The organism is Chryseobacterium sp. FH2 (assembly GCF_001045455.1).
Taxonomy (GTDB): domain Bacteria; phylum Bacteroidota; class Bacteroidia; order Flavobacteriales; family Weeksellaceae; genus Chryseobacterium.
Window position 1 is genome coordinate 26,484 of sequence record NZ_LFNE01000015.1, and the last position, 22,640, is coordinate 49,123.

Sequence of the window (22,640 nt, forward strand, 5' to 3'; positions counted from 1 at the left end):
AATTAATAAAATATAAACCAACAAACCCTCATAAAACAATCATATCAATAAATCAAAACTAAAGTTTTTACATTTTATTATTGAGAAATTAAATCCTATTTTTGCCATACAAATTTTTGAACAATGCCGAATATTTCAAACAGAGCACAACACATGCCGCCTTCGCCGGTAAGAAAACTGGTTCCTTTCGCTATCAAAGCAAAACAAAAAGGGACAAAAGTATATCACCTGAATATCGGGCAACCAGATATTGAAACTCCGGAAACGGCACTAAATGCTTTAAAAAACATTGATTTAAAAGTATTAGAATATGCACTTTCTGAAGGAAACATAGATTACAGAAAAGCGCTTACAGATTATTACCATTCATTAGATTTCACAGATCTTACGCCTGATAATTTCATTGTAACAAATGGTGGTTCAGAGGCCTTAAATTTTGCCATTTCTACCTTATGTGACGATGGTGACGAGGTTATTATTCCAGAACCCTATTATGCAAATTACAACGGATTTACAAGTACCTTTAATGTAAATGTCGTGGCGGTCCCATCAACAATTGAGACCGGGTTTGCACTTCCTCCTATTGAAGATTTTGAGAAAAAAATCACAGCTAAAACAAGAGCAATTATTATTTGTAATCCGGGAAATCCTACAGGATACCTTTATACTCGCGAAGAACTTCAGAAATTAGCGGAAATTGCTTTAAAATATGATATCGTTGTTATTTCAGACGAGGTTTACAGAGAATATGTGTATGACGGAAAACAGCAGATTTCAATGTTGGCTTTTCCTGAATTGGCGGAAAACTGTATCATTATTGATTCAGAATCAAAGCGTTATTCAATGTGTGGGGTAAGAATCGGATGTATGATTACACGCTCTAAAAAGATTCACGATGCCGCAATGCTTTTTGCACAGGCAAGATTAAGTCCTGTACTTTTAGGACAGATTGCAGCAACAGCAGCTCACCAGAATGACGGACCATACATCAGAGCTGTAAGAGAAGAATATACTCACAGAAGAAATATTTTGGTAGATTTACTAAATGGAATCCCTGGAGTGATTTGTCCAAAACCTAAAGGAGCTTTTTATTGTGTAGCTGAACTTCCCGTAGATGATACTGAGAAATTTGCACAATGGCTCTTGGAAGAGTATACCGATAAAAATGAAACCATCATGGTTGCACCCGCAGGAGGTTTCTACAGCGATCCGGAATTGGGTAAAAAACAGGTAAGAATTGCTTATGTTCTTAAAGAAGAAGATTTAAAAAGAAGCGTTGAGATCCTGAAAAACGCTTTAAAGCAATATAAATTACAATTCAATCTTTAATTTAAAATATAAAATGCCAGCAATAAAAAATACAGGTTTGAAAATACTTTTTCTGACAGTTTTATTGCCGGCATTTTTTTCTTGTGACAAAAAACAGGAAAAACCAATTGTAAACTCTAATGAAATTACACTTATCAAGTTATCAAATGTAGGCGGGCAGCTTGGAAGCTACAGAAATATAAAAGTCTCGAAAGACTCTATCAGTATCGAGCAGGGAATTCTGTCCCGCAACACTCATAAAAAATGGAGTTCTGCGATTACTCATGAAACCTGGAACCAGCTGAGTTCTTCAATTGACGTTAAAACTTTAGATAAAATCAAAAGTTCGGAAAGCAAACAGGCCGAAGACGGAATAGATGAAACTTTCCAGATTAAAACGCCCAAACAATCCCATGTTTTTGTAAATTCTTATAATGACACGATTCATTACAAGCAATTTGAAAAATTTAAATCTCAACTAGAGAAAATTCTCCCAAAAGAATACAGATAAAACCAATGCAAGAAAATTTTTCACTAAAACCTTACAACACTTTTGGTGTAGAAGCTAAAGCTAAATATTTCGTAGAAGTAAACAATATTGACGAATTAAAAGAGGCTCTCAACTTCTCAAAAGCTCAATCACTTCCACTACTTTTTCTAGGTGGCGGAAGCAATATCTTATTGGCAAAAGATTTTGACGGACTTGCCATTAAGTTAAGCTTGAAAGGTATTTCTGAGAAAATTGTTGGTGAAAATGAAGTTTTAGTAACTGCAAAAGCGGGTGAAAACTGGCATCAGTTTGTTTTATATTGTTTGGAGAAAAATTATGGTGGGCTGGAAAACCTGTCTTTAATTCCCGGAAATGTTGGAACCTCGCCGATGCAGAATATAGGAGCTTACGGAACGGAAATAAAAGACATTTTTGTAGACTGCAACGTTTTAAATCTTGAAACTTTAGAAATTGAAATTTTTGATTTAGAGAAATGCAAGTTTGGATACAGAGATTCTATTTTTAAAAAGGAAGGAAAAGGGAGATATGTGATTTTAGAAGTCACTTTTAAGCTTACAAAAGAAAATCATCACATTAAAACAGAATATGGAGCTATCAAATCTGAACTGGCAAATTCAGGTATTGAAAACCCCACCATTCAGGATATTTCTAAAGCTGTAATCAATATCAGACAAAGCAAGCTTCCTGATCCAAAAGAAATCGGAAATGCAGGAAGTTTCTTTAAAAACCCTACCATTCCTCTACAACAATATGAGGATTTAAAACAGAAATTTGAAAACATTCAGGGCTATCCCAATGGGGATTTTGTGAAAGTTCCCGCTGGCTGGCTTATTGAGCAATCCGGCTGGAAAGGTAAACAAATCGGAAATGTGGCATCACACAAATTTCAGGCTTTAGTAATCATCAATGCAACCGGAAATGCAACCGGAAAAGAAATTTTCGATTTCTCCACCGAGATTATCAATTCTGTAAAAGAAAAATACGGTATAGAGCTGGAAAGAGAAGTGAATATTATATAATTTTTAAGAATTATTATGTAAAATTTTCACAAATTATTTCCTGACTTTTATCAATTATTTTGATTTATTCTAAATAAAGTTATATTTTTACCGTGCTTTATTTAGAACAAAGAAGAATGATCAAATATTTATCAATTGCTATTCTATTACTGGGCGGAACACAGCTTGCTTACGCTCAGGAAGACCAATCGCAATTGAACATTACTATTCAGGACGAAAACAACAAGGCACTGAAAGGTGCAGCCATCATTGTAGATAATTCTACTTTAACTACTGATAATAATGGTAATGTTACCATTTCTTTACCTCCGGGAACCGGTAAACATCATATAAGAATCGCTCACCCGAATTATCAGGAAAAAGAAATCAATCTTTCTTCATCTCAAAAAAACATCACATTTCAGCTTCAACCCATTGATAAGCTTGAAGAAGTCATAATATTCTCTAAAGAAAGCAAAGGTCTAACAACCAAATCTGTAATCGACAGACAGGCAATGCAACATTTACAGCCGTCTAGTTTTTCAGATTTAATGGAACTAATTCCCGGTGGATTAGCAAAAGCACCTGTTTTAAATTCTACTAACAGAGCTTTTCTTCGTGAAAATCCAAACGATTTTACAGAAAATAAATATAAAACCTCATCATTGGGAGTTCAGTTTATGATTGATGACAATATCATTAACTCAAATGCTGATATGCAAATTTCTGTAGATAGAGACCAATTTTTAGGTGCTGTTAAAAATAGAGAAACAGCTTATTCAGGAGTTGATATGCGAACAATTTCTACAAACGATATTGAAAAAGTAGAAATTATCCGAGGAATTCCTTCTGCTTCTTATGGAGATTTGACTTCAGGTTTGATCAAAATTGAGCGTAAAATCGGGCAAACTCCTTTACAGGCAAGATTTAAAGCTGATGGTTTCAGCAAACAATACTATGTAGGAAAAGGTTTTAAAATAAATGACAAATGGCAATTAAGTGCCAGCATAGATTTCCTGGATTCAAAAGCTACACCGACCGATGATTTTGAAAATTATCAGCGTGTCACTGCTTCACTTCGTTCAAAGAAAATTTCAACACTTTGGTCAAAAACCTTAGAATGGAAATCAAATATTGACTTTTCTACCAATATCGACAAGAAAAAAAACGATCCTGATAATGGAAATCCTGATACAGACAGATATGAGTCTAATAACAAAAAAATAAGTTTTGCCAACAACTTTATTTATCATTTAGATAAAAACTCTTTCTTTAATCAGGTTACTTTAAATACATCAGTCCGTGCAGGATTCGAAAAGATCGAACAGACAAAATTAATTCAGTTGTCAGGCCCGCGTTCTTTCTCTTTGGCTTATGAACAAGGAGAAAATGTAGGATTTTTTCCACAGCTTCGTTATGTAACCGATTTTTCAACACAAGGAAAGCCTTTAGACATTACTGCACTTTTCCAATTGAACGGGACGAAAAAGACAGCCGGAATTATTCACGCTTACGAAGCCGGACTTGACTGGAGATATTCTAAAAATAATGGTGCAGGGTTGGTTTATGATATGACAAGACCTCCTGCTGCAAGCAATACCATGACAAGACCAAGAGCTTTTAACGATATTCCTGCCTCGAATTTATTGGCTGCTTTTGCAGGCGATCAGATGAGCTATGCCATCAATCAGCATAAATTTACTTTATATGCAGGTTTAAGGCTTTCTCAAAATTTAGGAATTGACAATTCTTACGCTATCAGCAAAAAAGTTTTCACAGAACCAAGATTGAATTTCCAATACAGTCTGCCACATCTAATGATTAATAATTATCCTTTGAAAACGGATGTCACATTGGGCTACGGTTTGTTTTACAAACAACCGACCTTATTGATGCTGTATCCCAATAAAGATTATTGGGATTATACTCAGCTAAATTACTATCACAATGATGCACAATATCGTTATGTAAATTTCATGACATACGTACAATCGCGAGAGAATAAAAATATTGAGGCTGCTAAAAGTGTTAAAAAAGAAATTCGTTTAGATGTAAGTTATAGAAACAATGATTTTTTCATCACTTATTTCAAAGAAGATATGACGAATGGTTTCAGAACTATGGCAAATTCTGTTGTTCATACTTATAAGCAATATGATGCTTCGCAGGTTGACATTAATCAATGGACACCAAACGGACCGGATCTTACGAATGTTCCGTATGTCATAAAAAATAATTTTGCAAATTACGAAACCACTGAAAATGGAAGTGCAACCTTAAAACAAGGTATCGAATTTGGATATAGTTCACCAAGAATTAAAGCTATCAATACAAGATTTACTCTTACCGGAGCTTATTTCAAAACGCAATACAGAAATACAATCCCGGTAATTCAAATGCCGACCGTATCTGTAGCAACAGGTCCTTTCCCATACTACGGAATATATCAGAATGATTATGGATATGTTTATTCTAATATGAATTACAATCTTCTTATCGATACCTATATTCCAAGTCTGGATTTAATTGTTTCTGCATCGGTACAGGGAAGTTTGTTTGATCATAGAAAAAATGATCAAAGAATCGCAGAACCAATTTCTTATTACGGAATTGACGGAGTTGTACATCCGTTCACAGATGCAGACAGAACAGATCTTTATAAGCAATGGCTTGTAAGAAACGTATCTGTTACGGATAATCTTCCATGGCTCTATACGTTTACAATGACCGGAAATATCAAGGTTACAAAAAGTATTTACAAAGCTTTAAAAACATCCATGTTTGTCAACAGGCTTTTCAATTACAGCGCACCCTATACTTTCAATAATGTGGTTGTATACAGAAAAGGAACAAACACACCTTATTTCGGAATGGAATTAAACTACAATTTTTAATATATATTAAGGAAAACAACATGAAAAAAAGAATTTTACTATTAAGTTTGGCAGCAATGATGGCAACAACCTTTACGGTGACATCATGCTCCAGTGATGATTTCGGAGTGCAGACAGCTCAAAACGGAGTTTTAACTTTATCTTTTTCCGGAGAGAATATTTCTTCATACCAAACTTTAAATATTGAAATCAGGGAAATCAATACAGGTGCCATTATTACCAGAGAAATCCAAAACACAAACTCAACATCTATAGAAGTTCCGTACGGTTCATATAAAATTATTGTCAACGGTCATGTGGTAACTAACCAAATGGAGGTTGCAGGAGCAGGAGGTTCTGCCAACGCAGATATTACAACCCTGGCTACAAATGTAAATGTACCATTGTTCTTCAAGTCATTTCACGATGATTTTATCATTGAAGAAGTATTCTTCACAGGAATAAAAACTGCAGATAATAAAAACTATAATTCAGGACGTTATTTCAAGCTTACCAACAACACCGATAAGGTATTATATGCAGACGGCCTGATTCTTGGACAGTCAGAATTCCTTACGACAGACGACAAAAACCCTACTCCGTATGATGTGAATCAATATTTTGCCGTAAAAGGGGTAATGGTTTTACCCGGTACAGGAACTCAATACCCTGTACAGCCGGGAGATTTTATCGTAATTGCTGATAATGCTATTAACCATAAAGAAAATACAAGTACAGCTTATGATTTACATAATGCTGATTTCGAATTCCCTTCAACAAACCCGGCGTTAGGACAAGTAGACAACCCTGCTGTACCGAATGTAAAAGTTATTTATACTCAGATGACTTACAACATGTTCTTCTTACACAACAGAGGTTTTGAAAGCTATGTAATTGCCCGTTTTCCGGCCGGAGAAGATGAAACTACATTCTTACAAAACCACAAATATGATTATACATACCAAAACAGTGCGGGAGGTGTAACTTCAAAAAGTGCTTATGCCATTCCAAATTCATGGATTGTGGATGGTGAAAATAACAGTATTCCTACAAAATTTATCCAAACAGTAACTTCTGCAGGTATTGATGCAGGGTGGACTTCTGCAGGAACGGTTGATAACGATGCTACACGTTACGGAAAATCTGTAAGACGTAAGGTAATCGGAAAATTAGCGAATGGTAAAACAGCTTATTCTGATACAAACAATTCTTCAACTGACTTTGTAAAGGATTCACAGCCAAGTTTAAAAGACGGTATTGTACACTAAGATACTGTTTGTCATTCATTAAAATAAATTATGCTAAATACAAAAACGTCTTTCTATTTTTTATTGATAAGCCTCGGCTCGCTTTCTGTAAAAGCACAGGACAGCCTTAGCCTTTTTAAGACAATCAACAATCAATATAATGTAGAAAGAAATTTTAAAGCTCAATATTACTATAATCCGGCTTCAATGTCGGGTTATAGTTCTTCTTCATTTTCAGAGTTCGGAGTTGGATATCAAGGCAGTAACGAAAATATGTACCGTCAGCAATTAGGAAACGGGGATAAAGGTTTAACGATAAAAGCGACATCTTTTAAAAAATTAAAACCAAACCGTTTTGTTTGGGGGAATGCAAGCTATCAAAATATAAAAACCGGGGTTATCAGATGGAACGAAAACCTGGATTATGATCGTATAGCACCTTATGCAGCAGCAGATTCTGTTGGAGGAAAATTAAATGTAGAACGCTATCAATTTGCAGGAGGCTATTTACAAAAAATGAATCGTTGGACGGTTGCCGGCCAGGTAAGCTATTTGGCTCAGCTAGGATATCGATCAAGAGATCCGAGATTGAGAAGCACTACCTCTGATCTGCGGATAAATGCAGGGGTAAACTATAAAGTTTTCAGAGAATATGAAGTCGGAATTTTTGGTGAATTCAGTAAATACACCCAAAATAATTCTTTAACATTCCAAAGCGCATTAGGCCGTCCTTATGTCTACCAGATGGTGGGATTGGGATATTCTAACAACCTGTTTAACGGGGGAACAACTCCATCTTCAACCTTTGAAGAATTCGGAGTAAAAGGAGGCTTACAAATATCCGGTAAAGGAGGTAACGATTTTTATCTTCAGGCAAGTATCGGAAGAGCAAACAATATCAAGAGCTATAAAAATACAGGAAATACATTTTATGATACTTCCGATTTAGCAGATGAAAATTTCCAGTTTGAAGGTGCTAAATTTTTCGATTTCAATGAAAAACACCGCATTGGTCTTTTGGCAAATTTTACTTCTTCTGTAAAGACCGGTTCAGAATATGGATATTCAGTAAATTCTGTTGCTAGTATGACACAGATTTTCAAGCGAAAAGCATTCCGCAGAGAAAATTATATAACTGCCGTAAAAGGCTTTTATCAATATCAGCAAGATCATTTTTCCATCACTGCGACTCCGTTTTACGGATATGAGGAGATTAAAGAAAGAAGATTATATCCAAACGCAGGACAGAAGTTTGTTTACTCATATTTCGGGTTAAATGTAGATTACAAACAGCAAATTAATGAAAATCAGGTTCTGACATTTCAGCCTTATTTTTCAAAAAGAGCTGTTAATAAATCCATTAATGCTTTGACAGCTACAGGAAATGTGTCCGTAGACGAATGGATTCTCCAGGATAATAATTTCCAGGCAAGTGATATAACGACTTTCGGGACTTCATTGCGATATGATTTTAAACTTGAAAAATTACCCGCATTCTTTGTAAGCGCACAATATCAATCTCAGAAAATTCAGAAAAAAAACAATAATTTTGCAGGTGCAAGCATAGGGATAACGTTTTAAGGCATGAAAAGAGGAATATATTGGGTTTCAGGGATAGTTTTATTGATTTTATTAAGCTTTACACCAAAAGTAAACCGTGATTTGCTGGAAGTTCAGGATCCAACGATTGAGGATATTGTAAAGAGCTATAAAAAAGCTATTTCAGAATGGCCAAAGCCTAATATTGACTACGGCGTACAATGGAAAGAATTCGCGCCTATTAAAACGGATTCCGCATTCTTTACCGATCAGGATAAACCTAATGTTATTTTAGGTAAAATGCTTTTCTTTGATCCAAAATTATCTAAATCAAGCCAGATTTCGTGCAGCTCTTGCCATGATCCGGAAATGGGATGGTCAGACCGCAGACGTGTTGCTTTGGGAAATGATCATCTTTTGGGAAGCAGAAACACAATGTCTCTATACAATATCTCTGAAAGACAGACATTTTTCTGGGACGGAAGAGCAAAAACCCTTGAAGAGCAGGCTGCTGGACCTCTCGGAGCTCATCACGAAATGGCAATGGACGTAAAAACTTTACCTGCCAAAATTCAGGCGGTAAAAGGTTACGGGCAGCTTTTCAAAAATGCTTACGGTGATGATAAAGTAACCTATGACAGGATTGTAAAAGCCATAGTGGATTTTCAAAAGACTATAAAAAGCCAGCCAAGCCGTTTCGATAAATTCCTTGAAGGTAAATACAATGCGATGTCTGACGAAGAAATCTACGGAATGCATATTTTCAGGACAAAAGCACGTTGTATGAATTGCCACAACGGTCAATATCTTACCGACGAATCTTTCCATAATATCGGACTGACCTACTACAAAAGAAAATATGAAGATTTAGGTTTATATACGGTTACTAAAAAAGCGGAAGATGTCGGAAAATTCAGAACTCCGCAGTTGAGAGATTTGATGCTGACACAGCCTTGGATGCACAATGGTTTATTCAGCGAGCTGGAAGGTGTTGTCAATATATACGACAGCGGAATGCACATGATTGATCCCTCGGAAGAAAAGAAAAAACTGGATCCGCTTTATCCTTCTACCGATCCCTTATTGAAACCTTTAAAATTGACTGCCGAAGAAAAGAAAGCCCTGGTTTCATTCCTAGAAGCACTTTCCGGAACAAAATTCAAAATGAGAAGGCCGGAATTTCCTGTAGAATAGATTAGTCTGACTATCTGTAAGATAAAACTTTATTGATTTAGCCTTAATAAAAAATAAAATGTAGAATTTCTACATTCTACATTAATAAATACTGAGTTCAACAGGGTTAAATTGTTTGGCTCTTTCAGCAGATTTTTTCCTGAGAAAATTCAACGTTTCCTTATCTTCGATAAAATCATTGAATTGATTTTGGTCACCTAATTCTTTGCGCTGATAATCAAATATCCTGGATTTTTCAACAAGTGTAGCGTTCGTATTGATATTTGCAGACTTACATATATATTTTCTTTTACCAAATTTATATAATGTATAATGATAGTCATTTTTCTCATCATATACCTCAAGAATAAGTCCTGGCAATTTATTGAATTTATATGGCCCGAACGGAAAAGGAATATCTTTAGTAAAATAAGCGATCCAAGTTCTGCCATATTTTTTTGTTACCGCTTTCTGACAATTGTAATTCCCTATTTTCTTATGTTCATTCACTAATTTCCAATCTATACCATTAGTTTCTTCATATTTGAAATTTTTATTAGAAATTGGAGCAGTAACATAAATTTTTCCGTCCGTTGTTCCAATGTTTTCACGAAAAAAAGTAGAGTATTTGAAATGTTCATGTATACTACTATTATCATCCAGCTTTTTTTCATAACGTAAAGAATCTCCGACATACTTGTTCATATTTTTGAAATAAGATTCTTTTTCATTTATTAATAATGCAAATGTAGTTTCCTGAATTATTGCATTTGGAATATTTAGCATTTTATACTGTAATTTGTAATCTGCTTCATAAATAACATTAAAGCTAGTTTGTGAAATTAACTTTACAGATAACAGAATAAAAAGTATTAAAATCTTTTTCATTAAAATGTTTAGTTATTAAAAATAAAGAGACCGGAATTTCCTGTGGAGTAGATTATTTTGATTATCTGTACAGTAAAGCCTAGCTGGATAATCGAAACACTATCAATCTAAAAATAAATTATGTTTCTTGAATCTGTCGTTAATTATCCTGGGATCAGCTAATATTACGTTATTTCCCATATAAAGTTTTGCCTTTCCCACAGGATCATTGTAAAACTCTCCTCTTTCCTTTATAAAGTTTTCATGAGTCGTGTTAATTACATTTTTAGGAATTTCTGTAGTGATATTTTGCTTCTTTATCCCCTCCAAAGTAAATACAAAATATTTCTTTTCATCATATACCTGAACAATTAATCCTGGAAGACCTTTAAATCTGTACGGGCCATCATTCAAAGGAATTTCATTTGTAAACCAAGCTTCAAATTTTCTGTTATTAATAACACAGAAAGCTCTTTGACAATTAAATTCTCCAATTTTCTTTTTCTCATTATCTATTTTCCAACTTATTTTATCCGCAGGAAAAGAAAAATATTTATTAACAACTTTATCAAAAATCTGAATGTCTTCATTTTTATTATAATAAACTTGGTGAAAGACATTTGATTTTGGCATATTTTTAAAACTTATCGTATAATTACCTCTTGCAAAATCAGCTGTAACAATTGAATCTCTTTTCATACCCGGATAGCTTTTATATATTGATTCCTTTCCATTAGAAATCAAAACCATCATCTCTTGTAATTTCTTTTCTTGATTAGTTGAATCTCTTTGAAATTCAAACTTGTAAAAAAAAACATTATTAGAGGTTATTTCTTGTGCTTTTAGATTTTGGATAAAAATAATTATTAATAATATCCCAATAAATTTCTTTCTCATTTTTTAAAATTAATAAAATTAAAAAAATGGCCAATTACTTGACCACTTTTTTCTACTCTCCACAATTGTTATGCTCAACAGCCTCCGCATCACTCCATAAACACGCTAATCCCCATTCAGGGCACCAAGTTGTATGAGAGTTTAATCCACATGACGTTTCAACAAATACTTGCATACAACCTCCTTTTCTTTTTGAATCTTTTTCTTCACTAGATTCAGTTTTATCTTTTGAGATGGTTTTGTTTTCCGCAGCACTTTTTGCACTTACTAATCCTGCAAACACAAAAGCTGCTGCTAATAAAAATTTTTTCATCATTCTGAAAATTTTAAAGTTAATAAATATTTTTTTTTTACTCTGCTAAGATATTTTTACGTTAACTTCCAAACAACAACCGCCAGTTATAAAATCAACAACCGTTGGTTGTCATTTTAAAAAGTATTACTTTAGCATTAAAATCCAGGATTTATGAGCTTAGACACAAAACTCCGCAAATTAAGAGAACAAAAAGGATGGTCACAAATGGACGTAGCCCATCAATTGGATATTTCCCAATCTGCTTATAATAAATGGGAAGCGGGACAGGCAAAGCCAACTCTTCAAAACTTACAGAGATTAGCTGAAATTTTTGAAGCTGATTTTTACGAATTAATTCAAGAGCAAATTCCAAATTTGGATCTATCCAATGCAAAATTTGAAAACTCTCCATTTTTTGTCACAGAATCTACAAATAACACAATAAGCTATGATTCTCCAGAATTGATTTCTAAAATATTAGAAAATCAACAGCAAATGGCGAAACTAATGGAAAGCCAAAACAAACTCATAGAACATTTATTAAAAAAATAAATCATTTCTTCAATAAAAACACAATATGAAAATAGCAATTTTAGGAGCCGGAAATATGGGCCTATCATTTTCAAAATCATTTTTGAAATACGAACTGATAAAACCCGAAAACCTGCACCTCATTACAAGAAACGAATCTAAAATTCCTAAAATCTCACAGGAATTTCCACATTCTACCATCTCAATTTTTGATGAAGTAAGAGAGCTTGTAGCGGACCTGATTATCATTGCTGTTAAACCTCAGAACTTTCAAAATGTTGCAGAAAATTTTCAGTTTTCGTTAAAAGAAAATCAGATGGTTTTATCCATTATGGCAGGAATTAAAATTGAAAAAATTCAAACATTATTAAACCATCCTTTGGTTGTAAGAGCAATGCCAAACTCTCCTACTCTTCTGGGAATGGGGATTACAGGCTACACTTCTGCTGACGGAATTTCTTTCAGCCAGTTGATCAATATCGAAAGATTATTAAACTCAACAGGAAGATCCGTTTACCTCGAAAATGAGGCGTTATTAGACGGTGTAACAGCACTTTCAGGAAGTGGCCCGGCTTATTTCTACTACATCGTTGACGCTATGATAAAAGCAGGAATGGAAATGGGAATTGATGAAAATCTGTCTAAACTTTTTGTGAAACAGACTATGCTTGGAGCGTATCATCTAATCAACAATTCGGATAAAAACCTTGAGGAATTAATTAAAGATGTTGCCTCAAAAGGTGGAACAACCGAAGCTGCTTTGAAAACATTTAACGAAAATAATCTCAAAGAAATTTTAAAAGACGGGATTTTAAGCGCAGAAAAACGGGCTAAAGAACTAAACGGCTAAATGTATTGTCTAATAATTTACGGATATTCCAGCCAATAAAAACCCCAAAAGTATTCAGGATAATATCATCCACTTCGAAAATTCCCATTCTGGTAAAATACTGAAGTGCCTCAGCTATGGTAATTACTGAAATAAAAGTGAAAAGTAAGCTTTTCAAATCTTTAAGTTTAGGAAAAATCCAACCTAAAAATCCAAAAGGAATAAACATAATGATGTTTCCTAAAACAATCATAACAATGGTTTTCAGAAGAATGGTATTTTCAATAAACATCAGGGTTGAAACAATCGGTTTTATTCTGATAACGTTTTCATCAAACTGCGATCTGCCAAATCCCAAAAACATAAGATACAGCAGATATAAAGTATAAGGAAGGATAAAAACTTTATAAATTTTCTTAAGCATCAATTGCAAATGTATTTAATTTCACCATCTGAATAACAAAAAGAGAATCAAATTGACTCTCTTTTTGTTATTTTTTTCTTATCAATGGGATTTGCAGGTTAGCCGGTCGGTTTTCTTCCGTGTCAAAACCTCTTCCGTCAATATTTCTTGCACCCCAGAACATCATGTCCTTATAAAGATAAATCAAATCATACTCCTTAAAAATTTGTCCTTCAGCCAAACCAAAAGGAACGAATTTTTTCTTTAAAATATTTTGAGGTTTCCCGACTTCCCAAGTTTTAAAACCATCTTTAGCTGAATTATTCAGAATATCTGCGAAATTTTGATGTAAAGGTGTGACTTCGTATGCTTCATCAGCCGTAAAATCTACTTTTTGCGCTCCTTCAGCAACCGGATGATCGCCCTGCCATTCTGTATTTCCTTTTATAAGCATTTTAGCCAAAGGAATTTTACCGTAAGCGTCTGCGAAATTGATAATTTCAAGCTCAAACCTGTCTTCAGGTAAAAATTTAAATTGCCTTTTTAAATAAAACGGCTTTAAACTTCCGTCTTCATTTTTCAGTGAACTGGGACGTATTTCAACAGCGATGCTTTCCCAATTTCCTACTATTTCCTTTTTTATTTCTTCTGAGAACAATCCTTTATGATCCATCTTTACGTTGTTTTTATTTGTAACAAAACTAATATATTTGTCTGATTATTTACACTAAAATACAATTTTGTATTTAGTACATTTTTTTAGACCAATGGGTAATAAAAGAAAAAATAAAGATTTCAATCCTCATAATTGTCCCGTCATTCATTTCTACAATAAAGTTGGCGGAAAGTGGAAAACCGTTATCTTATACGGAATCAGCAGAAAAGTAAACCGGTTCAGCTTACTTCAAAAAGCAATTCCTATGATAAGTAAGCAGATGCTTGTCAACCAGTTAAGAGAATTAGAGGAAGATAACATTCTGGAAAGAATTATTTACGCAGAAATTCCGCCAAGGGTGGAATATAAACTTACCGAATATGGTGAATCTTTTATGCCGGTCATCATGACCATTCAGGATTGGGGATTAAAAGATATGGAACTAAAAAATTAACTGTTTTATCATTCCTTTTGGTTTTGAGTTTCCTTTTACAAATCATACTTTTGCATTATATTTTATTTCAATGAAATACGTTTTACTTACGCTCATTTCGGCAATGCTGTTGTCTATATCATGGCCAACATACGGAGTTCCGTTTTTTATATTTTTTGCGCTCGTCCCTCTTTTAATGATGGAGCATGGCGTTTCAAAATTTTCAGATTACAATAGAAAAAGCTGGGTAGTTTTCGGGCTTTCCTACCTATGTTTTGTCATTTGGAATGTAGTCACGACAGGCTGGCTGTACGGCTCTAAAAATCCTGACGGAAGCCATTCTTTAATGGCCGTTGTATTTCCGGTTTTGGTAAATTCCTTTTTATATTCTCTGGTTTTTCAATGTTATCATTGGTACAAAAATGCTCAGGGAACATATTGGGGATTAGGATTTTTCATCGCTATCTGGATGAGTTTTGAAAAATTTCATCTGAATTGGGAACTTACATGGCCCTGGCTGAATTTAGGAAACGTTTTTTCAGAATACCCAAAACTGGTTCAATGGTATGATACATTGGGTGCAACAGGAGGGAGTTTCTGGATTTTAGTGATTAATGTCTTATTATTTTACACAGTAAGAACCTGGGAAGCGGGAAGAAAAAGAAAAGATTTAATAAGAAATTCTTCAATTGTAGCCGGTTTAATTGCTCTTCCGATGATTATTTCAATTATTAAATATAGCAGCTTTAATGAAAAACCAGTCGGACAGGTCAATGTTTTAATGCTCCAGCCTGATCTTGATCCTTATGCAGAAAAATATTCAAAAGACAGCTTAACGATTTTAAATGATTTATTAACTCTTGCAGACCAAAATGCAAAAGGAAAAATAGATTACTTCATTGCTCCGGAAACGGCACTTCCGGGAAGAGGCTCTATTTCAGAGACAGCTTTTGAGAAAAGTTTTCTTTTAAATAATGTAAAAAATTTCCTCGCTAAACATCCAAATTCTGTTTTTGAAACAGGAATTTCTTCACACAGATTTTATTTGAACAGCAATAATTTGCCCAAAGAAGCTTACCAACTGAATCAGGGACTTTGGGTTGAAAGTTTTAACTCTGCTATTCAGGTTATCCCTAATCAGAAAGTGGAAGTTTACCATAAAGGAAAGCTGGTTCCCGGTGTTGAAATTTTCCCTTATATGAATTATTTAAAGCCAATTTTAGGCGATGCCATGCTTAATTTGGGAGGTACGGTTGCTTCTTTAGGAACAGACAAAGAAAGAGTCGCTTTTTCGAATCCTTACAACAAAGGAAAATATGCTCCCATCATCTGTTATGAAAGTATTTATGGGGAATTTACCACAGATTATGTAAAAAAGGGAGCCAATTTCCTGGGAATTATGACGAATGACTCCTGGTGGGGCGTTACAGAAGGCCATAAACAGCTTTTATCATATGCAAAATTAAGAGCCATCGAAACAAGAAGAGAAATCGCCCGTGCCGCAAACAGTGGAATTTCTGCACATATCAATGCAAAAGGAGAAGTCGTGGAAGATACTTTTTATGGAGATAAAACCACTCTATTTGCCAAAATAAATCTTTATGATAAAATGACTTTCTATACAAGAGCGGGAGATTTGCTTTCGAGATTTTCAATCTTTGCTTTAGGCTTTTTGTTATTTTATTTCCTGATTAAAAGATTTCAGAATAGAAAACAAGTTAAAGTTTAGAAATTTATTTTCAACTTCTTTATCAATAAAAAGGAGACTTTTGAAAAGCCTCCAAAAAATCAAATGTAAAAAAGAAAAGCCAGCTGGACGTCTGGCTTTTCCTGTTGATAAGAATGTTTCAATTATTTAATGATGAGTTTTTTGGTGATTAATTGTTCTTTTATTTTTAATTGTAACAAATATGTTCCTTTTGGCAAGTGAGATACATTGATTGACTGATCGTTATTTAACGTCACATTCAGTTTTTTACCATCCATTGAATACATTTCAACAGCAGAAACTTTTTCTCCTTTTATAAATACTTTTTCCATCGCAGGATTTGGGTAAATGAAGAGTTGCTTATCAATAGAATTGATATTTTGTACTGCTAAAACATTTTCAGCGGAAGCATCTGAATATGTTTTTGAGGCATCAATAGATTTTACACTCCAGTACACATTTTGAACGGAAGGATCAAGGTCTAAAAACCATGACGGTGTTGTTACCACGTATTTCGCGATATCCTGAGCCCCGGGAGCTGAGCCTACTTTTATTTCGTATCGTAAAGCATTTACAGGAGTTTTATCATCAGAAGCGCCGTTCCAAGAGAAGTTGACTCTGTTTCCGTTTCTGGTAAAGTTCAGGTTTGCAGGAGGCGAAGGTTTTTGGTTGGTTTCTGGTGAAACGTTTTTGAAAAGTTTAGTTAATGAAGGCATTCCCGAATCTGCCCAATCAAATCCGGATAATAATACATCAAGATGATGATCATTATTAAAGTCAAGTAAGTGTACAAAACCCGGGCCTCCTAAAGTATGCAAACCTGTAGGTGTATCTTCTGTAAAAAATTGATTAGCTGCATTATAAGTGAATATTTTTACGACAGCATCATTGTTTTCATCATTTCCTGAAACGATAAAATCATAATGCCCGTCATTATTTAAATCTCCTGTTATCACGGAAGTTTCAGACATTTCTCCTGTAGGAATTTCCTGAAGCGTCAATTGCCCCGTTCCGTCATTCATCAAAACGCCAAGATATCCTGTATAGTTTTGATCCTGCGCCGAAATGACAATATCCTGAAAACCATCTCCATTAAAATCAGCAAAATCCATTTTTCCGCTGGCCATAGCCGGAAGAGCCTGAGATTCCAGTAGAGTTCCGTTGCTGTTAATATATGTTTTAAATAAAGGTTCTCCATTTACGTCATATCCTAAAATAATCATATCCAGAAGATTATCATTATTAAGGTCAATCATTTTGAAGCTGGAATTCTGGGTTCCTTCCAACCAGCCGATATTTTCCTGAAAACCTGTTCCTGTATTTTCATACAAATCAATAGTATTCACAAAACCTGTTCCGTCTATGTATTGAGTCCCATTGATTGCGTAATCTGGCTTTCCATCATGATTAAAATCAAAAACTTCCATAGAACCGTATACCTTTCCCGGAACTTCCGCTTCTTTTACAAAACCCGATCCTGTATTTTTGAATCTGTAATGTTTGTAATTAACAATATCATTATAGCTTAATCCTGTTGAAATAATATCAAGAAGCCCGTCATTATTAAAATCAATAAATTTTATATCTCCCAAATGCGTTGCATCTATTCCTAAATCGGCATAAGATATAAGTGTAGAGCCGTTGTTTTTATAAACACTGTTGAAGGTTGTGTCTACATTCCCATCTCCGTCAGAATCCACCGCTCCATTGATGACAACATCAGGAAAACCATCTCCATCCATATCTCCGGAATCTCCTGCAGAATAATAAAAATTATTCATATCTGTCTGCACTTCAGTAAAAGTCTGCGCCATAAGTCCCAACGGAATCATTCCTAAAAGAATAAAAATCCTCTTCATATTATTTTTATTTAGATTAATTAAAAACAAAGATATAGGATTAATTTACTTGGTATCAAGAAAGTTTATATGAATTTTATCAGGGCCAATGGCCATGATATGTTGAGGATATTCTTATATTTAAATCAATATTATAAATCAGCCAGTTATTTATAAATATTTTACAAAAGATTTGCCTATCTAAAAAATTCTTCGTTATTTTGCAACCTCAAATATTATACAAATAAGAACATCGAGATATGTCAAGAATTTGCCAAATAACAGGAAAGCGTGCAATGGTTGGTAACAACGTTTCTCACGCTAATAACAAAACGAAGCGTCGTTTTGAAATTAACTTATTGGAGAAGAAGTTTTACCTTCCGGAGCAAGATAAGCACGTAACACTGAAAGTATCAGCTCATGGATTGAGAGTGATTAACAAGATTGGAATCGAAGAAGCTATTGAAAGAGCGACTAGAAACGGATTGATTAAAAAGAATTAATAAATCATGGCAAAAAAAGGAAACAGAGTTCAAGTAATCCTTGAATGTACAGAGCACAAAGAGAGCGGTATGCCAGGAATGTCTAGATACATTTCTACTAAAAATAAAAAGAACACTACAGAGAGATTAGAGCTTAAGAAGTATAATCCTGTTCTTAAAAGATCTACCCTTCACAAAGAAATCAAGTAATTTATAAAATATAATTTACCATGGCAAAGAAAGTAGTAGCAACCCTACAAAGCGGACAGTCAAAAAAAATGACTAAAGTTGTGAAAATGGTTAAGTCATCTAAATCAGGTGCTTACGTTTTTGACGAAAAAGTAATGAATGCAGACGAAGTAGATGGTTATTTAAAGAAATAATCCCCACTTTATTTACAATATAAAAAACTACTCAGCTTTTGGGTAGTTTTTTTGTTATCTTTGTTATAAAGAGAGCAACACAACATCTTATATTATAAAATTCTATGAGTTGGTTTAAGAATATTTTCAAAAAGGAAGAGAAAGAAACCTTAGATAAAGGATTGGAAAAATCCAGTCAGGGTTTTTTTGAAAAAATGACAAAAGCCGTAGTAGGCAAAAGCAAAGTAGATGATGAAGTACTTGATGATTTGGAAGAAGTGCTGATTGCATCCGACGTAGGCGCGTCTACAACCATCAAAATCATAGAAAGAATTGAAGAGCGTGTTGCCAAAGATAAATATGTCAGTGTAAATGAATTAGATAATATTCTTCGTGAAGAGATTTCCGGGCTTTTGCTTGAAAATCCGCATGCGGGAACAGGAAATATTGACAGTTCCAAGAAGCCTTATGTAATCATGGTAGTTGGAGTAAATGGTGTTGGAAAAACCACTACTATCGGAAAACTTGCCTACCAATTTAAATCTGAAGGAAGAAAAGTGGTTTTAGGCGCCGCAGACACCTTTAGAGCAGCAGCCGTTGACCAATTAACAATCTGGAGTGAAAGAGTCGGTGTCCCTATTGTAAAGCAGGATATGGGCTCTGACCCGGCTTCCGTAGCTTTTGATACGGTACAAAGCGCAGTAGCTCAGAATGCTGATGTTGTTATCATTGATACGGCAGGAAGGCTTCACAATAAGATTAATCTGATGAACGAGCTCTCAAAAATCAAAAGAGTTATGCAAAAAGTAATTCCTGATGCCCCTCATGAGATTTTATTGGTTCTTGATGGCTCTACCGGACAGAATGCTTTTGAGCAGGCAAAACAATTTACCGCAGCTACCGAAGTAAATGCTTTGGCAGTAACGAAACTGGACGGGACAGCTAAAGGAGGTGTTGTAATTGGTATTTCAGACCAGTTTCAGATTCCCGTGAAATATATTGGGGTTGGTGAGAAGATGCAGGATTTACAATTGTTTAATGGTACAGAATTTGTTGATTCTTTTTTCAAAAAAAGATGATTTTAATCATGTTTTTCTTTAAATTAGTAAAAACAAATTGATTTAAATATTAACAATTAAAAATTTGCAACTATGGGATTTATAACATGGATCATATTCGGCCTTATTGCCGGAGCAATCGCAAAAATGATTATGCCTGGTAACCAGGGAGGCGGATGGCTGATTACCATTATTCTGGGAATTTTAGGAGCCTTTATAGGAGGTGCAATCGGAGTGTATGTACTTCATTGGGGAGATGTTACTTCTTTCTGGAACTTCAGAAGCTGGATTCTGGCAATCGGTGGGGCTTTAATTCTCCTTTGGATATACGGAATGGCTACCAGAAAAAGCTAAAATTTAAACAAAATAAAACGCCGGATTTGAAAATTTCAAATCCGGCGTTTCTTTGTATAATATAATTTAGTTAGTCAATTTTTATTTGATAAGGCATTTCCATTTTTACCTCAGACTTTAGCTTCTCATCTGTAATCTGTTCCAAGATCTCATAATTAGCTTTTCCAATTTTATTTTTAATAAGTTTTGCAGAAATATCGTCTTGATCCAAATCTTTGAATATTTGTTCAAACTTAGACATTCTCTTAGGATAAGAAGATACGTTATAAGATTTCAGACCAGCTTTTTGTGCTGCATACTTCACAGCATCGTTTAAGGTTCCCAATTCATCTACCAAACCTATTTCTTTAGCTCTTACTCCACTCCATACTCTACCACCGCCAATGTTATCAATCTGTTCAAAAGTTTGCTTTCTGTTTTGAGTTACAAAATGTACAAACCTTTTATAAGTACCTTCAACACTTCTTGTAATCTGGGTAACTCCATAAGGAGTAAGACCGTTTAAGCTTGAGTAATATGCTGAGTTTGCGTTGGTAGCAACAATGTCCGAACGAACACCATTTTTGTTAGCAATATCTTTAAAATAAGGCATCACTCCAAAAACTCCGATAGAACCTGTAAGTGTGTTTGGCTCGGAATAAATTTTGTCAGCAGCCATTGCAATATAATACCCTCCCGAAGCGGCATAATCCCCAAAAGAAACGATAAGTGGTTTTTTCTTTTTTAATTTTTGAAGCTCAAATAAAATTTCATCCGATGCATTTGCGCTTCCACCAGGAGAATTAATTCTGAAGACAACCGCTTTCACTTTATCATTTTCCTGCAAGTCTTTAATGTATTTCACATATTTATCAGAGAATATATCATTATACTTATCTCCATTATATATAGATCCGGATGCATATAGAATAGCCACTTTATCTCCTGATTTATCATCACCGGAGAAAGATTTAATATAATTTGACAAAGAAATCTTATTTAATTTGTCTTTTTCTTTCAGCGCTAATTTTGTTTTAAGAAGATCATCATATTCGCTTTTCTGCGCTAATTTATCCACAAGCTTGTATTGTAAGCTCTGTTCAGGAATCATTCCGTATAAACTATCAACTACAGTTCTGAATTGAGCACTGTCAATTTTTCTGGATGCAGCCATTTTCATGGACGTATTTTTCCAGATATCATTTAATAATGTACTTAGCTGCTCTTTATTCTCAGGGGAAATTTCGTTTCGCAAGAAAGGTTCAACAGCAGACTTGAATTTTCCATGACGGATAACTTCAATCCCAATACCATATTTATCGGCAAAATCTTTAAAGAAAGTAACCTCGGTAGCCAGCCCCTTCAGCTCAATCATTCCTGCGGGATGAAGAAAATATTTTTCAGCAACGGAGCCCAGATAGTAAGAACTTTGCGAAACACCATTTCCATAGGCATAAACAAACTTTCCGCTTTTCTTAAAATCTTCTAAAGCATTTCTAATATCATCGATTTGCGTAAGTCCTGCATTAATGTTATCAGCTTCGATACTTATACCTTTAATATTGTCATCCGTTTTTGCTTTATTGATAGCTTCAAGAACTTCATAAATCAAGACATTTTTATTTTGATTGCCAATATTAAAAATATCATTTTCTTCCTGTGTCGGGCTATCAATAATATTTGTATTTAAATTAATCGTCAACACCGAATTCTTTTTTACCGAAACAGATTTGTCATTACCCATCGTACTAAAGACAAGCATCATAATGAAAAAGACAAAAAACACAGCGCACAATATCACAATTGCAACTATATTTGCCAGTACATTTTTAAAGAAACTTTTCATAAAATCAATCATTTTTACAATATGTCGCAACATAAGGTCATTTTGTTACTAGGAAGTAATCTTGGAGACAAAAAAAAAAATATCGAAACTGCCCTCAAAAAAGTCAATGAAAAGGGAATTGATATATTAAAGATTAGTGAATTTTTAATATCAGAGCCTGTAGAATTTGCCAGTTCCAATATTTTTTGTAATATTGCATCATTAATATCCACAAGTCTTTCACCTATTCAACTGCTTGATTTTGTTAAAAGTATTGAATTTGAAATGGGGAGAATTAATGATTCAAAAGCTACTGGAGGATACACTGACAGAGTAATAGATATTGATATCATTACATATGATGAATTAAATTTCGTCTCAGAAAGGCTGGAAATACCTCATAAAAAACATTTGTTTGAAAGAGAATTTTCCAAAATGTTATTAAAAGATTTAAATAAAACATAAAACATATTGT

General features: G+C 34.2%; 24 protein-coding genes. 17 read left to right on the forward strand and 7 right to left on the reverse strand.

Going from position 1 to position 22,640, the window contains the following annotated elements; all coding sequences use genetic code 11:
* Positions 1–123 precede the first annotated feature (123 nt).
* The 7 genes from ACM39_RS17810 to ACM39_RS17840 all read left to right on the forward strand — a co-directional run bounded on the left by ACM39_RS17810 (position 124) and on the right by ACM39_RS17840 (position 9,670).
* Positions 124–1,329: a pyridoxal phosphate-dependent aminotransferase gene (locus ACM39_RS17810; protein WP_048512401.1), complete on the forward strand. Its 1,206-nt coding sequence runs from the start codon at positions 124–126 to the stop codon at positions 1,327–1,329.
* Positions 1,330–1,342: 13 nt separating this feature from the next.
* Complete coding sequence (locus ACM39_RS17815) at positions 1,343–1,819, forward strand: hypothetical protein (protein WP_048512402.1); 477 nt, start codon at positions 1,343–1,345, stop codon at positions 1,817–1,819.
* 5 nt (positions 1,820–1,824) lie between these two features.
* Positions 1,825–2,838: a UDP-N-acetylmuramate dehydrogenase gene (murB, locus tag ACM39_RS17820; protein WP_048512403.1), complete on the forward strand. Its 1,014-nt coding sequence runs from the start codon at positions 1,825–1,827 to the stop codon at positions 2,836–2,838.
* Positions 2,839–2,954: 116 nt separating this feature from the next.
* Positions 2,955–5,711, forward strand: a complete 2,757-nt coding sequence (locus ACM39_RS17825; RefSeq protein ID WP_053073348.1) for a TonB-dependent receptor plug domain-containing protein — start codon at positions 2,955–2,957, stop codon at positions 5,709–5,711.
* Between the two features lie 20 nt (positions 5,712–5,731).
* On the forward strand, positions 5,732–6,958 hold the full coding sequence (locus tag ACM39_RS17830; RefSeq protein ID WP_048512404.1) for a DUF4876 domain-containing protein: 1,227 nt from the start codon (positions 5,732–5,734) through the stop codon (positions 6,956–6,958).
* 30 nt (positions 6,959–6,988) lie between these two features.
* On the forward strand, positions 6,989–8,518 hold the full coding sequence (locus ACM39_RS17835; protein ID WP_048512405.1) for a DUF6850 family outer membrane beta-barrel protein: 1,530 nt from the start codon (positions 6,989–6,991) through the stop codon (positions 8,516–8,518).
* A gap of 3 nt (positions 8,519–8,521) precedes the next feature.
* On the forward strand, positions 8,522–9,670 hold the full coding sequence (locus ACM39_RS17840; protein ID WP_048512406.1) for a cytochrome-c peroxidase: 1,149 nt from the start codon (positions 8,522–8,524) through the stop codon (positions 9,668–9,670).
* An 81-nt stretch (positions 9,671–9,751) separates the two neighbouring features.
* Here ACM39_RS17840 and ACM39_RS17845 read toward each other — a convergent pair whose 3' ends face one another.
* The 3 genes from ACM39_RS17845 to ACM39_RS17855 form a co-directional block, all read right to left on the reverse strand.
* Positions 9,752–10,537 carry a GLPGLI family protein gene (locus ACM39_RS17845; protein ID WP_048512407.1) on the reverse strand — a complete coding sequence of 262 codons (786 nt, stop codon included), beginning with the start codon at positions 10,535–10,537 and terminating at the stop codon, positions 9,752–9,754.
* 102 nt (positions 10,538–10,639) lie between these two features.
* Complete coding sequence (locus ACM39_RS17850; RefSeq protein WP_048512408.1) at positions 10,640–11,413, reverse strand: GLPGLI family protein; 774 nt, start codon at positions 11,411–11,413, stop codon at positions 10,640–10,642.
* A 52-nt stretch (positions 11,414–11,465) separates the two neighbouring features.
* Positions 11,466–11,729: a hypothetical protein gene (locus ACM39_RS17855; RefSeq protein WP_048512409.1), complete on the reverse strand. Its 264-nt coding sequence runs from the start codon at positions 11,727–11,729 to the stop codon at positions 11,466–11,468.
* 150 nt (positions 11,730–11,879) lie between these two features.
* On the opposite strand from ACM39_RS17855, the gene ACM39_RS18770 reads away from it, so the two are divergent.
* Both ACM39_RS18770 and proC read left to right on the forward strand, forming a co-directional pair.
* The gene (locus ACM39_RS18770; protein ID WP_053073349.1) at positions 11,880–12,260 is read left to right on the forward strand and encodes a helix-turn-helix domain-containing protein; all 381 of its coding nucleotides are present in this window, start codon (positions 11,880–11,882) and stop codon (positions 12,258–12,260) included.
* A gap of 25 nt (positions 12,261–12,285) precedes the next feature.
* A complete protein-coding gene (gene proC / locus ACM39_RS17865; RefSeq protein ID WP_048512410.1) occupies positions 12,286–13,089 on the forward strand; it encodes a pyrroline-5-carboxylate reductase in 804 nt (267 codons plus the stop codon).
* Here the strand turns inward: proC and ACM39_RS17870 are convergent.
* Both ACM39_RS17870 and ACM39_RS17875 read right to left on the reverse strand, forming a co-directional pair.
* Positions 13,070–13,492 (reverse strand): VanZ family protein, encoded by a 423-nt coding sequence (locus tag ACM39_RS17870; protein WP_048512411.1) that lies wholly within the window; start codon positions 13,490–13,492, stop codon positions 13,070–13,072. The genes proC and ACM39_RS17870 overlap by 20 nt on opposite strands.
* A 67-nt stretch (positions 13,493–13,559) precedes the next feature.
* On the reverse strand, positions 13,560–14,144 hold the full coding sequence (locus ACM39_RS17875; protein WP_053073350.1) for a hypothetical protein: 585 nt from the start codon (positions 14,142–14,144) through the stop codon (positions 13,560–13,562).
* Between the two features lie 94 nt (positions 14,145–14,238).
* Between ACM39_RS17875 and ACM39_RS17880 the strand changes: the two genes are divergently transcribed.
* Positions 14,239–14,580 carry a winged helix-turn-helix transcriptional regulator gene (locus ACM39_RS17880; protein WP_048512413.1) on the forward strand — a complete coding sequence of 114 codons (342 nt, stop codon included), beginning with the start codon at positions 14,239–14,241 and terminating at the stop codon, positions 14,578–14,580.
* Positions 14,581–14,650: 70 nt separating this feature from the next.
* A complete protein-coding gene (lnt, locus tag ACM39_RS17885) occupies positions 14,651–16,288 on the forward strand; it encodes an apolipoprotein N-acyltransferase (protein WP_048512414.1) in 1,638 nt (545 codons plus the stop codon).
* Positions 16,289–16,410: 122 nt separating this feature from the next.
* On the opposite strand, the gene ACM39_RS17890 is transcribed toward lnt, so the two are convergent.
* Positions 16,411–18,126 (reverse strand): T9SS type A sorting domain-containing protein, encoded by a 1,716-nt coding sequence (locus ACM39_RS17890; RefSeq protein WP_048512415.1) that lies wholly within the window; start codon positions 18,124–18,126, stop codon positions 16,411–16,413.
* A 239-nt stretch (positions 18,127–18,365) separates the two neighbouring features.
* Between ACM39_RS17890 and rpmB the strand changes: the two genes are divergently transcribed.
* The 5 genes from rpmB to ACM39_RS17910 all read left to right on the forward strand — a co-directional run bounded on the left by rpmB (position 18,366) and on the right by ACM39_RS17910 (position 20,361).
* Positions 18,366–18,608 carry a 50S ribosomal protein L28 gene (gene rpmB, locus ACM39_RS17895; protein WP_002976757.1) on the forward strand — a complete coding sequence of 81 codons (243 nt, stop codon included), beginning with the start codon at positions 18,366–18,368 and terminating at the stop codon, positions 18,606–18,608.
* A gap of 6 nt (positions 18,609–18,614) precedes the next feature.
* On the forward strand, positions 18,615–18,797 hold the full coding sequence (gene rpmG / locus ACM39_RS17900) for a 50S ribosomal protein L33 (RefSeq protein ID WP_027373683.1): 183 nt from the start codon (positions 18,615–18,617) through the stop codon (positions 18,795–18,797).
* 20 nt (positions 18,798–18,817) lie between these two features.
* Entirely contained in the window at positions 18,818–18,970 is a 153-nt protein-coding gene (locus ACM39_RS18955; protein ID WP_082140648.1) for a DUF4295 domain-containing protein, read from the forward strand.
* Between the two features lie 104 nt (positions 18,971–19,074).
* Entirely contained in the window at positions 19,075–20,028 is a 954-nt protein-coding gene (gene ftsY / locus ACM39_RS17905) for a signal recognition particle-docking protein FtsY (RefSeq protein ID WP_048512416.1), read from the forward strand.
* A gap of 72 nt (positions 20,029–20,100) precedes the next feature.
* Complete coding sequence (locus ACM39_RS17910) at positions 20,101–20,361, forward strand: GlsB/YeaQ/YmgE family stress response membrane protein (RefSeq protein WP_048512417.1); 261 nt, start codon at positions 20,101–20,103, stop codon at positions 20,359–20,361.
* A 70-nt stretch (positions 20,362–20,431) separates the two neighbouring features.
* On the opposite strand, the gene sppA is transcribed toward ACM39_RS17910, so the two are convergent.
* Positions 20,432–22,186 carry a signal peptide peptidase SppA gene (sppA, locus tag ACM39_RS17915; protein ID WP_048512454.1) on the reverse strand — a complete coding sequence of 585 codons (1,755 nt, stop codon included), beginning with the start codon at positions 22,184–22,186 and terminating at the stop codon, positions 20,432–20,434.
* Positions 22,187–22,207: 21 nt separating this feature from the next.
* On the opposite strand from sppA, the gene folK reads away from it, so the two are divergent.
* On the forward strand, positions 22,208–22,630 hold the full coding sequence (gene folK, locus ACM39_RS17920; protein WP_048512418.1) for a 2-amino-4-hydroxy-6-hydroxymethyldihydropteridine diphosphokinase: 423 nt from the start codon (positions 22,208–22,210) through the stop codon (positions 22,628–22,630).
* Positions 22,631–22,640 lie beyond the last annotated feature (10 nt).

Coding starts and splice junctions, on each gene's coding strand:
- ACM39_RS17810 (WP_048512401.1), top strand. CDS start 124: ATGCCGAATATTTCAAACAGAGCACAACACATGCCGCCTTCGCCGGTA.
- ACM39_RS17815 (WP_048512402.1), top strand. CDS start 1,343: ATGCCAGCAATAAAAAATACAGGTTTGAAAATACTTTTTCTGACAGTT.
- murB (WP_048512403.1), top strand. CDS start 1,825: ATGCAAGAAAATTTTTCACTAAAACCTTACAACACTTTTGGTGTAGAA.
- ACM39_RS17825 (WP_053073348.1), top strand. CDS start 2,955: ATGATCAAATATTTATCAATTGCTATTCTATTACTGGGCGGAACACAG.
- ACM39_RS17830 (WP_048512404.1), top strand. CDS start 5,732: ATGAAAAAAAGAATTTTACTATTAAGTTTGGCAGCAATGATGGCAACA.
- ACM39_RS17835 (WP_048512405.1), top strand. CDS start 6,989: ATGCTAAATACAAAAACGTCTTTCTATTTTTTATTGATAAGCCTCGGC.
- ACM39_RS17840 (WP_048512406.1), top strand. CDS start 8,522: ATGAAAAGAGGAATATATTGGGTTTCAGGGATAGTTTTATTGATTTTA.
- ACM39_RS17845 (WP_048512407.1), bottom strand. CDS start 10,537: ATGAAAAAGATTTTAATACTTTTTATTCTGTTATCTGTAAAGTTAATT.
- ACM39_RS17850 (WP_048512408.1), bottom strand. CDS start 11,413: ATGAGAAAGAAATTTATTGGGATATTATTAATAATTATTTTTATCCAA.
- ACM39_RS17855 (WP_048512409.1), bottom strand. CDS start 11,729: ATGATGAAAAAATTTTTATTAGCAGCAGCTTTTGTGTTTGCAGGATTA.
- ACM39_RS18770 (WP_053073349.1), top strand. CDS start 11,880: ATGAGCTTAGACACAAAACTCCGCAAATTAAGAGAACAAAAAGGATGG.
- proC (WP_048512410.1), top strand. CDS start 12,286: ATGAAAATAGCAATTTTAGGAGCCGGAAATATGGGCCTATCATTTTCA.
- ACM39_RS17870 (WP_048512411.1), bottom strand. CDS start 13,492: ATGCTTAAGAAAATTTATAAAGTTTTTATCCTTCCTTATACTTTATAT.
- ACM39_RS17875 (WP_053073350.1), bottom strand. CDS start 14,144: ATGGATCATAAAGGATTGTTCTCAGAAGAAATAAAAAAGGAAATAGTA.
- ACM39_RS17880 (WP_048512413.1), top strand. CDS start 14,239: ATGGGTAATAAAAGAAAAAATAAAGATTTCAATCCTCATAATTGTCCC.
- lnt (WP_048512414.1), top strand. CDS start 14,651: ATGAAATACGTTTTACTTACGCTCATTTCGGCAATGCTGTTGTCTATA.
- ACM39_RS17890 (WP_048512415.1), bottom strand. CDS start 18,126: ATGAAGAGGATTTTTATTCTTTTAGGAATGATTCCGTTGGGACTTATG.
- rpmB (WP_002976757.1), top strand. CDS start 18,366: ATGTCAAGAATTTGCCAAATAACAGGAAAGCGTGCAATGGTTGGTAAC.
- rpmG (WP_027373683.1), top strand. CDS start 18,615: ATGGCAAAAAAAGGAAACAGAGTTCAAGTAATCCTTGAATGTACAGAG.
- ACM39_RS18955 (WP_082140648.1), top strand. CDS start 18,818: ATGGCAAAGAAAGTAGTAGCAACCCTACAAAGCGGACAGTCAAAAAAA.
- ftsY (WP_048512416.1), top strand. CDS start 19,075: ATGAGTTGGTTTAAGAATATTTTCAAAAAGGAAGAGAAAGAAACCTTA.
- ACM39_RS17910 (WP_048512417.1), top strand. CDS start 20,101: ATGGGATTTATAACATGGATCATATTCGGCCTTATTGCCGGAGCAATC.
- sppA (WP_048512454.1), bottom strand. CDS start 22,186: ATGAAAAGTTTCTTTAAAAATGTACTGGCAAATATAGTTGCAATTGTG.
- folK (WP_048512418.1), top strand. CDS start 22,208: ATGTCGCAACATAAGGTCATTTTGTTACTAGGAAGTAATCTTGGAGAC.